Genomic DNA, 14,080 nt, shown 5'->3' with positions numbered 1-14,080 from the left:
CGCCTGATAATCAAAAAGTCATACTTATTTTTTTATTTTACGCCCGTATACCGCCCAGGTGATAACCACACAGGCAATATAGAACACGAGGAAAATTTTCATTGCACCGGCAGGTGAACCGGTTAATTCCAGAGACGTACCGAAAGCTTTTGGAATAAAGAAGCCGCCGATTGCGCCAATCGCGGAAATAAAGCCCAGCGCAGCCGCCGTATCGGTTGCGGCTTCACGCATCGCTTTCTCTTCAGAACCACCTTCCGCTTTAACGCGATCCATCGTCAGCTTACGGAAGATAACGGAGATCATCTGGAAGGTGGAACCGCTACCCAGCCCGGCGGTCAGGAACAGCACGAGGAAGACGGCGAAGAATGCGGTGAAGTTACCGCCCACGCCATCCGCAGGCAGGGTCATAAACAGCAGCGCACTGAAGACCGCCATCAGGATAAAGTTAACCAGCGTCACGCGCGTCCCGCCCAGACGGTCGGAAATCGCCCCGCCCGCAGAACGTGCCAGCGCGCCGATAAACGGACCGAAGAAGGCGTAATGCAGGATCTGCACTTCCGGGAACTGGGTTTTCGACAGCATCGCGAAACCGGCAGAGAAACCGATAAACGAGCCGAAGGTTGCCAGATACAGCAGGCTCATGATCCACAGGTGGCCGCGTTTCAGAACCGGTAACTGCTCACGCAGAGACGCTTTCGACGCCGCCAGCTCGTTCATGCCAAACCAGGCTGCGAGGGTAAAGATGGCCAGGAATGGCACCCAAATCCACGCCGCATTCGCCAGATAAAGCTGAGTGCCATCCGGCTGTTCAACGCCCTGGCTACCAAACGCCGCAAAGATAGAGAGGGAAATCGCCAGCGGTGCAACCAGCTGCATGACGCTCACGCCCATGTTGCCCAGGCCGCCGTTAATGCCCAGCGCCCCGCCCTGTTTCTCTTTAGGGAAGAAGAAGCTGATGTTCGCCATGCTGGAAGCGAAGTTCGCTCCGGAAAAACCACACAGCAGAGAGATAATGATAAAGGTACTAAACGGCGTAGAGGTATCCTGCACCGCAAAACCTAACCACACGCAAGGGATTATCAGGATCCCGGTACTGAACGCCGTCCAGCGGCGACCGCCCACCAGCGGCACCATAAAGGAGTAAGGCACACGCAGCAGCGCGCCCGACACCGAGGGTAGCGCCGTCAGCATAAACAATTGATCGGTAGTAAACTGGAAGCCGACTTTCGGTAAATTCACCGCCACGGCACTAAACAACATCCACACACAGAACGCCAACAGCAAGCACGGGACGGAAATCCATAAATTTCGGCTGGCGACGCGGTGACCGCGCGACTGCCAAAATTCGGGATCTTCCGGGCGCCATTCAGTAATAACAGCGCCGCTTGCCCGTTCCGGGGTAGTTGAGTGACTCATAGACACCTCTGATTATTAATATCAACCCTTGGCACAATAGGGTTTACACCGTGAGGTAAGTTGATATAAATCAAAGGAAAAGTCGTCATTATTCTGCGCAAAAATCTATCATGACCCTTTATGAGTAGATGATACTGCGTAAAAAGACCTGATATTTCACATGGCTGAAAGGGATATACTCCTCCCTTGCGAACATCTCTACTATCATGGCAATTAAGGGGTAATCCTTTAGGGGTATGGGTATACTCCAGGCGATAGCCGAAAATAACGCCACTACCGGGGAGCCACCCCGTCAGGGATCCTGCTGTATATGTTTAAACGTCTGTTTACACCACTGACGCTGGTTAATCAACTGGCGCTCATCGTCCTGCTTTCTACCGCCATTGGCGTAGCGGGCATGATCACTTCTGGCCGCCTGGTTGACGGCGTCCAGGGCAGCGCGCACGCCATTAATAAAGCTGGCTCGCTGCGTATGCAGAGCTATCGCCTGCTTGCTGCAATTCCCATTAATGAGAATGACAACGCGCTGTTTGATGAAATGCGCACCACCGTATTTAGCCCGGAACTGATAGAGGCCGCCCGCCGCGATGGTCAACAGGAGCAATTGATCGCGCTGCAGCAATACTGGCAATCCAGCCTCGCCCCGGGGATTCGCCAGGCGCAAAGCCAGGATGTCGTGGCGGGAGAAGTGGCGAATTTTGTTGGCCGTATCGACCAACTGGTGACGGCGTTTGACCACACCACTGAAAAACGTATTCACCACGTGGTTTGGGTTCACCGCGCGATGGCGGCGATCATGGCGCTGTTGCTGCTGTTTACCGTCATCTGGCTGCGCGCCCGCCTGCTGCGTCCGTGGCAGCAACTGCTGAGCATGGCGCGCGCGGTAAGTCATCGCGATTTTACCCAGCGCGCGCAAATCAGCGGCCGCAATGAAATGGCGACGCTCGGCATGGCGCTGAACAATATGTCGGAAGAGCTGGCGGAAAGTTACGCATCGCTGGAACGCCGGGTACAGGAAAAAACCGCCGGGCTGGAACAGAAAAATGCCATTCTCGCGTTCCTGTGGCAGGCCAATCGCCGTCTGCACGCCAATGCCCCACTTTGTGAACGCATTTCTCCCGTGTTGAATGGTTTGCAGGGCCTGACGCCGCTGCGCGAAATCGAAGTACGGGTTTATGATATTGAAGATGAAGAGAATCATCAGGAATTCAGCTGCCATTCCGGCATGGCCTGCGATGATAAAGGCTGCTATCTGTGTCCGCGTGACGATCTCCTGACGCCGGATGGCGGCAGCACGCTGAAATGGCGCTTAACCGATAGCCATAATCAATACGGTATTTTACTGGCGACGCTGCCGCATGGCCGTCAGCTTAGCCACGATCAGCAACAGCTGGTTGACACACTGCTGGAACAGTTGACCGCGACGCTGGCGCTCGACCGACACCAGGAGCGCCAGCAACAGCTGATTGTGATGGAAGAGCGCGCCACCATTGCCCGCGAACTGCATGACTCCATCGCCCAATCGCTCTCCTGTATGAAGATGCAGGTGAGTTGCCTGCAAATGCAGGGCGCGGACCTGTCGCCAGAGAGCCGCGAGCTGCTGGGGCAAATCCGCAATGAACTGAACACATCTTGGGCGCAATTGCGTGAGCTGCTCACCACGTTCCGGCTACAGCTCACCGAGCCGGGATTACGCCCGGCGCTGGAAGCCAGCTGTCAGGAGTACAGCGCGCACTTTGGTTTCCCGGTGCAGCTCGATTATCAATTGCCACCGCGCTATGTACCGTCTCACCAGGCAATCCACGTCTTACAAATCGCCCGCGAAGCGTTGAGTAATTCCCTTAAGCATTCGCAGGCCAGTGAAGTCAAAGTTACCGTCACGCAGCAGGATAATCAGGTCAAACTGGTGGTGGCGGACAACGGCTGCGGCGTACCGGTCCACGCCGAGCGCAGCAACCATTACGGACTCATTATCATGCGTGACCGCGCGCAGAGCCTGCGCGGCGACTGCCAGGTTCGACGCCGTGAAAGCGGCGGCACCGAAGTGGTGGTTACGTTTATCCCTGAAAAACCTCTCTCAACTCAACAAGGAGATATCCATGAGTAATCAGGAACGGGCAACTATCCTGTTAATTGACGATCATCCGATGCTCCGTACTGGCGTAAAACAGCTCATCAGTATGGCGCCGGATATTCAGGTCGTTGGCGAAGCCAGCAATGGCGAGCAAGGTATTGAACTGGCTGAAGCGCTCGATCCCGATCTGATCCTGCTTGATCTCAATATGCCTGGCATGAATGGTCTGGAAACACTCGACAAACTGCGCGAGAAAAGCCTTTCTGGCCGCGTGGTGGTATTCAGTGTCTCAAACCATGAAGAAGATGTGGTCACCGCCCTGAAACGCGGCGCAGATGGTTATCTGCTAAAAGATATGGAGCCGGAAGACTTGCTGAAAGCGCTGCAACAGGCCGCTGCCGGTGAGATGGTGCTGAGCGAAGCATTAACGCCCGTTCTGGCTGCCAGCCTGCGCGCCAACCGCGCCACCTCAGACCGCGATATTAATCAGCTTACCCCGCGCGAGCGCGATATCCTGAAACTGATTGCGCAGGGCCTGCCCAACAAAATGATCGCCCGCCGTCTTGATATCACGGAAAGCACGGTGAAAGTGCACGTGAAGCATATGCTGAAGAAAATGAAGCTGAAGTCACGCGTTGAAGCTGCCGTGTGGGTCCACCAGGAGCGTATTTTCTAAGGATTAGCTTGCCAGCTGCTCCCCTCTTCAGGGAAGCTGACAAGCGGCTCGGTCAGTGACAAGGTAATCTCATTCGACGACACACGCTGACCGTGTTTATCCTCAACCACCACTTTCAAATGCCAGCGGTTGCTGGCGCCCTCACTGTAATCCCACGCGGGGATGATAATACTCCAGCCATCAGCGCTATCGCGTGAGGCTGGCGGCGTGAGGCTCAGCGCCTGGGTATCGCCCTGCCAGCTTAGTGATTTAATCCCGTGCAGACTGCGGATTTGCAGCTTAAGCTGCACCATTTCGCCACCGCTGAGATCCCACGGCGGTGTCGCCAGGTAGACGGTTAAATCTTTACGCTGACGCGACTCCATCACCGGCAAGGCATTACGTTCCGGGCTATCGTAGCGGCTACCGCGCAGGGAGCGCGTCATCGCCACTTCATCGGCCTGAAGCTGTTTTTTCAGCGGCACGCCAAAACGATAGTTGAGTTTCATCCCCAAATTATTCTGGCTGACGCCGCTTTCGCCCTGCTTATGCTGCGCGCTGAAGGTGACCAGCGGCACCGGCGTATAGTTGAGCCCAAGTGAAACCGCTACCGGGTTGTGATACCCCGTACCGCTATGGAACAGATCGACATTATCGCCAAAATACTGCTCCAGACTCAGGCTGGTGTTGATGTGATGATAAGACGGGATCCACGCCTGCGCGGTGACATCGTAGCCGCGCGCCATGCGCTGCTGTAGCGTCTCTTCTGTGTTGGACCAGGTACGCAGCGGTTGGTAGTAGTTCGCGGAAAAACGCAGATACTCGCCCCAGGCTTCCGCGCCTAACCCGCCGCGATCGAGGTTTTCATCCAGCAAGTTGTCATAAAAGGTGTTGTAGCCCAGCAACCATTTCCCGGCGACCCAGCGCTGACCCAGGCCCACATTGCCGATCAATCCTTCATCCTGCTGCGCCACCCCAAGCTGGCTCCAGGTGAGGTAATCCCATTGATCCTGCAACGGCACGAACCAGCTGCCGTGGCTACCGGTAAACCCGCCGTCATCATCCACCTGGAGCGCGACGCTGGTATTGCCCCACGGCGACAGCCAGTTTTCCAGCGTCTGATTCACCTCACCGCTCACCTGGTCACGGATTTTAGACAGCGCAAACATTCGCGCCTGCTCGCCGGTATCCAGCCCGTTATCAACCATACTGGCTTCACCAAAGGCTTTCACCATTTCGGCAAGGTGTTTTTCGCCCTCGTTATTCTCTTTCGTCATGCCGAGGTCGGGAAGGTTATCCCGATTATTATCGAAAGGGTTTTCGGCCTGCTGGATAAAAGATGAACGCGCAGCGCCGCTGGCACTCGCCAGTAGCAATAACAACCAGAATGGAGAACGAAAACGTGAGACTAAAAGCATTTTTTTAGTTTATCGCGTTTGCTTAACCATTTCAGCTTTAAGGGGGATTTCGGGAAAATTCTGGTTCTATACCCTCACCCTAACCCTCTCCCTGAGGGAGAGGGGACCGATCGCACTTATGTTTAGGATCTGCATCGTTTTCTCCCTCTCCCTCAGGGAGAGGGCCGGGGTGAGGGTGTCCGCTCCCATCACAAATAAACCCTCTCAACTCCGGCACACACGATCCACAGTTTGTCCCACACTTCAGCTTTTGCCCTAATGCATCGACAGAGGTACATCCCCCGGCGATGGCTTGTCGAATTCGCGTCTCCCCCACGCTAAAGCAGCTACAGACAATTCGCCCCTGCGCGGGTTGCCCATTGACGCGGCCATTTAATAACGCATGCCGATCGGCTGGCGTTTGTGGCGCGCTGTCAAATGCCGCCGTAATCAGCGCCAGTTCGATAACAGGCAAAGTTTCAGCGCTCCACAGCCCGAGCATCAATCTGCCTTCATGCCATGCCAGAAAATGACAAAGTGCTCCTGCCCGCGCGATCTGCACCTGCCAGTTGCGCTGCTGGCAAAACAGCAGCAGCTCATCATAGATAACCTTATCGCCGCATAGCGTCAGGTGATGTAAGCCGTCGATCGCCTTACGCCACCACTGCACGTGATTCGGTAACGGAACCGGCTCACGGGAAATCAATTCCCCTTGCCACACCGGTTGCCAGGGCGCAATGCGTACCGCAACCTGTTTGCTTTCTGGTTGCCCGGAGTGCGGATCGGTCACCGCTTCAACCAGCGCATTCACTTTTCCCTGACGCGCGAAGCAGGCATTCCAGTGCATTGGCACAAACAGCGCGCCCGGCCGCTGTCCTGCCTGAATCGACACTTTGGCTACCATGACCCCCTGTCGCGAAGTGATTCGGGCGAAACCGCCTTCGCGAAGCTGAAAATGTTCCGCATCCTGCACAGAAACATCGACCGTCGGCTGCGCGATATGCTGCATCAAACGCGGCACGGTGCCTGTGCGGGTCATGGTGTGCCACTGGTCGCGAATACGACCGCTATTGAGCAACAGAGGATAAAGCGGCCCGACGCGCGCCCGGGTCGTTTGCGGTTCCACGGGCACCATTCGCAGCCGCTTATCCGCCCGCCAGCCCTGCTGGAGATCCAGCGCATCACCGGAGGCACGCACAGGCCAGCACACGGGGGCCAGTGCGTCCCACTCGGCGCGGGTAAGGTTTGCCAGACCGCTAATATCAAACGCGCGCTTGCCATGGTTTTCGAATCCTGAAAGTGTGGCGTGCTCACAAAATACCGCGTGGGAATGCTGCCAACGGAACGCATCGCCATAGCCCAGCGCGCGCGCCATTTGGGCGATAATCCACCAGTCGGCTTTTGCCTCGCCGGGAGCAGGAAGAAACGCGCGCTGGCGCGAAATGCGTCGTTCTGAATTGGTCACCGTGCCGTTTTTCTCGCCCCAGCTCAGGGCCGGAAAACGAATATGCGCATAACGCGAGGTGTCGGTATCGGCGGCCACCTCAGAAACGATGACCAGCGGACACGCCGCCAGCGCCTGACAGACCGCATGGCTATCGGGTAACGAAACGGCCGGGTTAGTCCCCATAATCCACACGGCCTTGACGTCACCGCGCCCAATCGCGGCATACAGATCGACCGCCATCAACCCCGGCGTTTGCGCCAGCCGCTCCGTTCCCCAGAAGCGGGCAACACGCGCCAGATCGTCGGGCTCAAAGTTCATGTGCGCCGCCAGCATCGTCGCCAGGCCGCCAACCTCCCGACCGCCCATCGCATTCGGCTGCCCGGTCAGCGAAAACGGCCCACATCCGGGGCGAGCGAATTTCCCGCAGGCCAGGTGAACATTGATAATTGCATTGCATTTATCGCTGCCGCTGGCGGACTGATTAATACCCATCGTGTAGAGCGTAACGGCGCGCGGTGCGGTGATAAACGCCGTATAAAAATCGTTAACTTCCTGCTCCGTCAGGCCGCAAAATGCCGCAACCCGCGCCACGGTCCAGGGTTCGGCGGAATCTCTTGCCGCCTGCGCATCCGCATAGTGTCGGGCGAATGCCCCCCGCTGCGCAATTTCGCGCAGCAAACCCACAAACAGCCCGGCGTCGCTACCGGGCGCAATCGCCAGATGCCTGTCCGCGATATCACAGGTCGCGGTACGTCGTGGGTCGATAACCACCACCCGCATCTGCGGATTCCCCAGCTTTGCTTTCGCCAGACGCTGATACAGCACCGGATGCGACCACGCAGCATTTGAACCGACCAGTACCACCAGGTCACTGTTTTCAACATCGTCATAGCTACACGGCACCACATCCGCGCCGAAAGCACGTTTGTAGCCCGTTACCGCCGAAGACATACACAGGCGGGAGTTGGTATCGATATTGGCCGCGCCGATAAATCCCTTCATCAGCTTGTTCGCCGCGTAATAATCCTCCGTCAGCAGTTGTCCGGAGGCATAAAACGCCACCGCCTGTGGCCCGTGTTCATCAATAATCGCCCGCAGGCGCCCCCCCGCCACGTCGATCGCGTGCTGCCAACTGACGCGCTGCCCTGCCACCTCCGGGTGCAACAACCTTCCCGCAAGATCCGTCGTTTCACCAAGCGCCGCCCCCTTCACACACAGGCGACCAAAATTGGCTGGATGCGCGTCATCGCCGCGCACGCTGACCGCACCATCCTCTTCACTAGCAATCACCCCGCAGCCTACACCGCAGTAGGGACATGTGGTTCGGGTTTCAGTCATGAGGCCTCCGCACGCAGCAGTAACGGCTGATTACTGACCCACACGGTGCCGTTCTCCACTTTCACCGGCCAGGCGCGCACCACGGCTTCGCCGCTATCGCACTGTCGGCCATCACGCAGACAAATACGCCGTTTGTAGAGCGGCGAAATAACAATGGGTTCGCCCGCCGCATCACCCAGCAGGCCGCGTGACAGGACGTTAGCCTGGCTACCCGGCTCAAGATTATCAAGGGCATAGACGTTTTCGCCAAAGCGGAACAACGCAATTTGCATCTCGCCAAGGCGCGCGCCAATCCCGGCCTGAGCCGGGATTGCGGTCAGAGCGCAAATCGCCTGCCACGGTTTTGTGCTGACATTAAGCGCCGGCATAACCGGCATCTCCACCGGCTGTAACTGCCCACGCACATCATGGCGCTGCACGACCTCATCCGGCATCTCGCTGTTAACGTATGAGCGGAACAACGCCAGCCGCTGCGGGTCGTTCAGCGTGGTACGCCATTCACACTGATAACTGTCGATGACGCGCGCCATTTCCCGTTCCAGATCGTCGGCAATACCGAGGCTATCGTTAAGAATGACCTCGCGCAGATAGTCAATTCCGCCTTCCAGGTTATCCATCCAGGTGCTGGTACGTTGCAAACGGTCGGCGGTGCGAATATAGAACATCAGAAAACGGTCGATGGTGCGCAGCAGCGTGGCGTCATCGAGGTCGCTGGCGAAGAGATCGGCATGACGGGGTTTCATGCCGCCATTGCCGCACAAATAGAGATTCCAGCCTTTTTCGGTAGCAATCACGCCCACATCTTTACCCTGTGCTTCCGCGCATTCCCGGGTGCATCCCGACACCGCCATTTTGATCTTATGTGGCGCGCGAAGCCCCTTATAGCGATGCTCCAGCGTCACGGCGAGCGCAGTTGAGTCCTGCACGCCGTAGCGACACCAGGTCGAGCCCACACATGATTTCACCGTGCGTAAGGATTTCCCGTAGGCGTGACCGGTTTCGAATCCGGCATCAATCAGTTCGCGCCAGATGGCGGGCAACTGTTCAAGCCGTGCGCCGAAAAGGTCAATGCGCTGGCCGCCGGTAATTTTGCTGTACAGCTGATAACGTTTAGCCACCTCTCCGATAGCGATAAGGCCATCCGGCGTGACTTCGCCCGCCGCCATACGCGGCACAATGGAATAGGTGCCGTCTTTCTGGATATTTGCGAAGTAACGATCGTTGGTATCCTGCAACGGTAAGTGTGCCGGTTTCAGCAAATAGTCATTCCAGCAAGAGGCGAGAACAGAGGCCACCAGCGGTTTACAGATTTCACAACCGTCGCCATGACCGTAGCGGGTAATCAGTTGCTCAAAGGTATGGATACGGTTAACCCGTACCAGGTGATAAATCTCCTGTCGTGAATACGCAAAGTGCTCACAAACATCTTTTTTAACCTCAACACCCTGCTGTGCAAGCTGAAATTCCATCACCTGTTTCACCAGTGTGCTGCATCCGCCGCAGCCCGTTGCCGCTTTAGTGCAGCTTTTGATGGCCCCCATCTCCGTTGCGCCCGCCACGACCGCATGGCAGATATCACCTTTACTGACGTTATGACAGGAGCATATTTGCGCGCTATCCGGTAATGCCGCTACACCCAACGCTTTCGGCGCACTGCCTTCCTGCGCCGGTAAAATCAGCGATGCGGGTTGCGCCGGGAGGGCAATCGCATTAAGCATCATTTGCAGCAGCGTAGGGTAATCGCTGGCGTCGCCCACCAGCACACCGCCAAGCAGCGTTTTACCATCGGCGCTCACCACGATTTTCTTGTACACCTGCGCTGGGCCATCTACCCATTGATAGCTTTGGCAACCCGTTGTGCGCCCCTGAGCGTCGCCAAATGAGGCCACATCCACGCCTAACAGCTTCAGTTTGGTACTCATATCCGCGCCAGTAAACGGCAGTTCTGTACCGGCAAGCGCCGCCGCCACGGTGCGCGCCATCTGGTAACCGGGCGCGACCAGGCCGAAGATTTTGTTCTCCCACAGCGCGCATTCACCAATGGCAAACATATCAGCGTCCGAGGTGCGGCAGTGGTTATCCACGATAATGCCCCCGCGCTCTCCCACGCTCAGGTTCGCGCTGCGGGCCAGCGTATCCTGTGGGCGAATGCCCGCCGAAAAAACCACCATGTCGGTCAGCAGCGTTTCGCCGTCGGCAAAACGCAGGGTCAGGCCCTCCGCTGTGTGTTCAATCGCGGTCGTCGTCTTACTGGTGTGGACGCCCACGCCGAGTTCGCTGATTTTCTCGCGCAGCATCGCCGCGCCGCCGTTATCGAGCTGTACCGCCATCAGATTAGGCGCGAACTCGACCACGTGCGTTTCCAGCCCTAACTGACGCAGCGCATTGGCGGCCTCCAGCCCCAGCAACCCGCCGCCAATCACCACTCCCCGCGTCGCTGTTTTTGCGTGCGCAGCAATCGCGTCCAGGTCGTCCAGCGTGCGATAGACAAAGCAGCCCGGCAAATCATTGCCGGGGATCGGCGGAACAAATGGCCAGGAGCCGGTCGCCAGCACCAGTTTGTCCCAGTGCAGCTCATGCCCCTGCGCATCGCTAATCAGGTGTGTTTGCGGGTCGATGGCCGTCACCGCCTGCGAAAGGCGTAATTCAATACCGTTTACGGTGAAAAAATCGTCTTCCACCAGCGACAATGAAGCCGCATCGCGCCCGGAGAAGTATTCCGAGAGATGTACGCGGTCATAGGCGGCATAACGCTCAGCGCCGAAAACCACAATCTGATAGCGCTGATGAAGATTTTGCTGCACACATTGTTGTAGAAAATGGTGGCCGACCATGCCGTGCCCTACTACCGCAAGCGTTGGTTTGATCATTATTTGTCTTCCTTCAGCCGTTGGCTGCGCTGTGAATTGGTCGAAGATCCAGCCCGGCTGTGCGGGTTGGGGAGATTGGATAAGATCGGTTAACGTGGCGGCAGCGGTGCAATCGCCCATCAGCAATACGCCGCGAAGCCTGCCATCGCGCAGCAGCAGGCGGCGATAATGGCCGCTTTGTGGGTCGAATGAAGACCAGACATCGTCATTTTCAGCTGGCTCTACCGGGCCGGCGCTAAAGAGATCGATACCGGTCACTTTCAGGCGAGTGCCGTTATCCTGCCAGTGAAAATCCGCATGCTCAGTGCCCGCCAGACGCGCACTGAGCACCTCGGCCTGCTGCAAACAAGGCGCAACCAGCCCCCAGGTTTGCCCGTCGATTTCGCAACATTCACCGATAGCGCTCACGCCCGGCACCGCCGTTGCCAGTTGGCGATTGACCACAATCCCACGCTGGCAATGGAGCCCGCTTCGTGCTGCCAGGGCAATATTCGGGCGCACACCGGCTGCAATAACGACGCGCACAGCGGGCAGACAACGGCCATCATTAAGTTCAACAAACTGCTCGCGAATCGCGCGCACGTTCGCGTTGAGCTCGCAACGGATCCTTCGCGCTTGCAGGTTTTGCACCAGTAACTGACTCGCCTGACTGTCGAGCTGCTGTTCCATTAATTTGTCACCACGATGCACTAACGTGACGTTGTCACCTCTCAACGCCAGTGCCGCCGCCGCTTCCACGCCCAGCACACCGCCGCCGATGACCACGGTATCACCGGGTGTCGCCAGCATGGCCTGCACATCCGCCAGCGTGCGAAAAGTGTGGACATGCGGCAAAGCAATGCCCGGAAACGGCGGCATAAACGGCAGCGAACCACAGGTGAAAACCAGCTCATCCCACGGCAACTCACCATGAGTGGTAACAACACGCCGCGTTTGTGTGCAGACCTGCAGCGCCGTCTCGCCCTGCCGCACGTGAACATCGTGCTCCGCATACCAGGCAGGCGATTGCAGCAGCGTCTGGCTGAAGGCTTTTTCGCCGCTCAGCACGGGTGAAAGCTGGATGCGGTTATAGGCCTGACAGGGTTCATCACCGATTATGGTGATGGCAAACACCCCGGGCGCGACCTTCACCAACCGCTCAGCCAGCCGGGTTGCCGCCATGCCGTTGCCAATCATCACCAGTTTTCGCATCGCGCGTCCCCTTACGCCGCTTTGGGCTGTTTTTCGTAAAGGAAATGGAGAATTTGCTGGCGCAAATGGTGGTAACGAGAGTCATCGGCCAGCTGTACGCGGTTGCGTGGGCGCGGAAGATTGACGTCAAGAATCTCCCCGACCGTTGCCGCCGGGCCATTCGTCATCATCAACACCCGGTCAGAAAGCAGCACCGCTTCATCGACGTCGTGGGTAATCAGCACAATAGTGGTATTCAGCGCCTGCTGAATCTGCATTACCGAGTCCTGGAGATGTGCGCGGGTCAGCGCGTCCAGTGCGCCAAACGGCTCATCCATCAACAGCACTTTCGGCTTCATCGCCAGCGCACGGGCAATGCCGACGCGCTGCTTCATCCCGCCCGAGATTTCTCCCGGACGTTTATGCAGCGCATGGCCCATCTGCACCCGCTCAAGGTTGTGTACGATCCAGTCGCGGCGTTCGGCTTTGCTCATGCTTTTGTGAAACACGTGATCCACCGCCAGCGCCACGTTGTCGAAGCAGGTTAACCACGGCAGCAGTGAGTGGTTCTGGAAAACGACGGCGCGCTCCGGGCCCGGGCCCGCAATTTCACGGTTGTCGCAAATCAGGCCGCCTTCTGTCGGGAGCGTTATTCCGGCAATCAGATTAAGCAGCGTCGATTTACCGCAGCCGGAGTGACCGATAAGGCTTACCGTTTCACCTTCGTGGATATCGAATGACACGTTTTGCAGCGCCAGAAACTCACCGCTGGCGGTATGGAATCGTTGGCTGACGGCCTGAACCTGAATTAAGGGTTTCATCATGCGCTCCTTATTTATCCTGCCAGCTGAAACGGCGGGCGATGAGCATCAACCCCTGCTCCAGCACCAGCCCAACCACGCCAATAATGACGATGGCAATGAGAATGTTTTCGACGTTGAGGTTGTTCCACTCATTCCAGATCCAGAAACCGATCCCCAGCCCACCGGTGAGCATTTCGGCGGCGACGATCACCAGCCAGGCAATACCGATGGAGAGACGCACGCCGGTTAGTACCGCTGGCAGCACCGCCGGGAACAGGATCTTGCGCATTACCGTCCATTCTGAGAGCTGTAACACGCGCGCGACGTTGAGGTAGTCCTGCGGAATACGACGCACGCCTTCCGCGGTATTAATAACCATCGGCCAGATCGAACAGATAAAAATGGTCCAGCTGGACGCAGGCTCCGCTTTCTGGAACAGAAGGAGGCCAATCGGCAGCCAGGCAAGCGGACTTACCGGGCGCAGCAGCGCAATCAGTGGCGAAAACATGCGGGAGAAAAAGACAAAGCGCCCAATCAGGAAGCCAAGAGGAATACCCACCAGCGCCGCGAGGCCAAATCCCACCGCCACGCGCTGAAGAGAGGCCAGCACATTCCAGCCCACGCCCACATCGTTTGGTCCATTGTTATAGAACGGGTCAGCAAACAGCGTCAGCGCGGAATCCAGCGTGCTGAGCGGCGTCGGGAAACCTTTGCTGTTAATGGCGGCAAGTTGCCAGGCCAGCACCAACAACCCCAGCCCCAACACCGCAGGAATGGTACGTTCGGCGATATTGCGCAGCACGCGCCCCGCAGCAGGTGCGCGTCGGCGCACCTGTACCGGCGGCAGCGTAATCACTTCACCCGGAACAGCCGGTGCGGCAGCCGGTTTGACATTTTGCGTCTGTTTCAT

8 protein-coding genes are annotated in these 14,080 nt (G+C 57.5%); 2 read left to right on the top strand and 6 right to left on the bottom strand.

The features are described 5' to 3' along the window. Window positions 1–24: 24 nt before the first annotated feature. Complete coding sequence (locus ACWWFX_RS07740; protein WP_473223533.1) at window positions 25–1,416, bottom strand: NarK family nitrate/nitrite MFS transporter; 1,392 nt, start codon at window positions 1,414–1,416, stop codon at window positions 25–27. A 310-nt stretch (window positions 1,417–1,726) separates the two neighbouring features. Between ACWWFX_RS07740 and narX the strand changes: the two genes are divergently transcribed. Together narX and narL are read left to right on the top strand one after the other, a co-directional pair. Next, window positions 1,727–3,523 carry a nitrate/nitrite two-component system sensor histidine kinase NarX gene (gene narX / locus ACWWFX_RS07735; protein ID WP_470392265.1) on the top strand — a complete coding sequence of 599 codons (1,797 nt, stop codon included), beginning with the start codon at window positions 1,727–1,729 and terminating at the stop codon, window positions 3,521–3,523. Then, window positions 3,516–4,166, top strand: a complete 651-nt coding sequence (narL, locus tag ACWWFX_RS07730; RefSeq protein ID WP_108477100.1) for a two-component system response regulator NarL — start codon at window positions 3,516–3,518, stop codon at window positions 4,164–4,166. The genes narX and narL overlap by 8 nt, the downstream gene beginning before the upstream one ends. Here narL and ACWWFX_RS07725 read toward each other — a convergent pair. The 5 genes from ACWWFX_RS07725 to ntrB all read right to left on the bottom strand — a co-directional run bounded on the left by ACWWFX_RS07725 (window position 4,163) and on the right by ntrB (window position 14,080). After that, window positions 4,163–5,563: a YchO/YchP family invasin gene (locus ACWWFX_RS07725; protein ID WP_473223532.1), complete on the bottom strand. Its 1,401-nt coding sequence runs from the start codon at window positions 5,561–5,563 to the stop codon at window positions 4,163–4,165. The two genes, narL and ACWWFX_RS07725, sit on opposite strands and share 4 nt — an antisense overlap. Window positions 5,564–5,642: 79 nt before the next feature. Further along, window positions 5,643–8,327, bottom strand: coding sequence for a nitrate reductase (locus ACWWFX_RS07720; RefSeq protein ID WP_473223531.1), 2,685 nt, complete (start codon window positions 8,325–8,327; stop codon window positions 5,643–5,645). Next, window positions 8,324–12,388 carry a nitrite reductase large subunit NirB gene (gene nirB, locus ACWWFX_RS07715; RefSeq protein WP_473223530.1) on the bottom strand — a complete coding sequence of 1,355 codons (4,065 nt, stop codon included), beginning with the start codon at window positions 12,386–12,388 and terminating at the stop codon, window positions 8,324–8,326. Before nirB ends, ACWWFX_RS07720 begins: the two co-directional genes overlap by 4 nt. 11 nt (window positions 12,389–12,399) lie before the next feature. Next, window positions 12,400–13,188, bottom strand: coding sequence for an ABC transporter ATP-binding protein (locus ACWWFX_RS07710; RefSeq protein WP_276220120.1), 789 nt, complete (start codon window positions 13,186–13,188; stop codon window positions 12,400–12,402). A 10-nt stretch (window positions 13,189–13,198) separates the two neighbouring features. After that, window positions 13,199–14,080: a nitrate ABC transporter permease gene (ntrB, locus tag ACWWFX_RS07705; RefSeq protein ID WP_276219982.1), complete on the bottom strand. Its 882-nt coding sequence runs from the start codon at window positions 14,078–14,080 to the stop codon at window positions 13,199–13,201.

It is taken from the genome of Pseudocitrobacter sp. 2023LY-00077 (assembly GCF_055796175.1).
This window is presented reverse-complemented; position numbering and strand designations above follow the sequence as displayed.

Coding starts and splice junctions, on each gene's coding strand:
- ACWWFX_RS07740 (WP_473223533.1), bottom strand. CDS start 1,416: ATGAGTCACTCAACTACCCCGGAACGGGCAAGCGGCGCTGTTATTACT.
- narX (WP_470392265.1), top strand. CDS start 1,727: ATGTTTAAACGTCTGTTTACACCACTGACGCTGGTTAATCAACTGGCG.
- narL (WP_108477100.1), top strand. CDS start 3,516: ATGAGTAATCAGGAACGGGCAACTATCCTGTTAATTGACGATCATCCG.
- ACWWFX_RS07725 (WP_473223532.1), bottom strand. CDS start 5,563: ATGCTTTTAGTCTCACGTTTTCGTTCTCCATTCTGGTTGTTATTGCTA.
- ACWWFX_RS07720 (WP_473223531.1), bottom strand. CDS start 8,327: ATGACTGAAACCCGAACCACATGTCCCTACTGCGGTGTAGGCTGCGGG.
- nirB (WP_473223530.1), bottom strand. CDS start 12,388: ATGCGAAAACTGGTGATGATTGGCAACGGCATGGCGGCAACCCGGCTG.
- ACWWFX_RS07710 (WP_276220120.1), bottom strand. CDS start 13,188: ATGAAACCCTTAATTCAGGTTCAGGCCGTCAGCCAACGATTCCATACC.
- ntrB (WP_276219982.1), bottom strand. CDS start 14,080: ATGAAACAGACGCAAAATGTCAAACCGGCTGCCGCACCGGCTGTTCCG.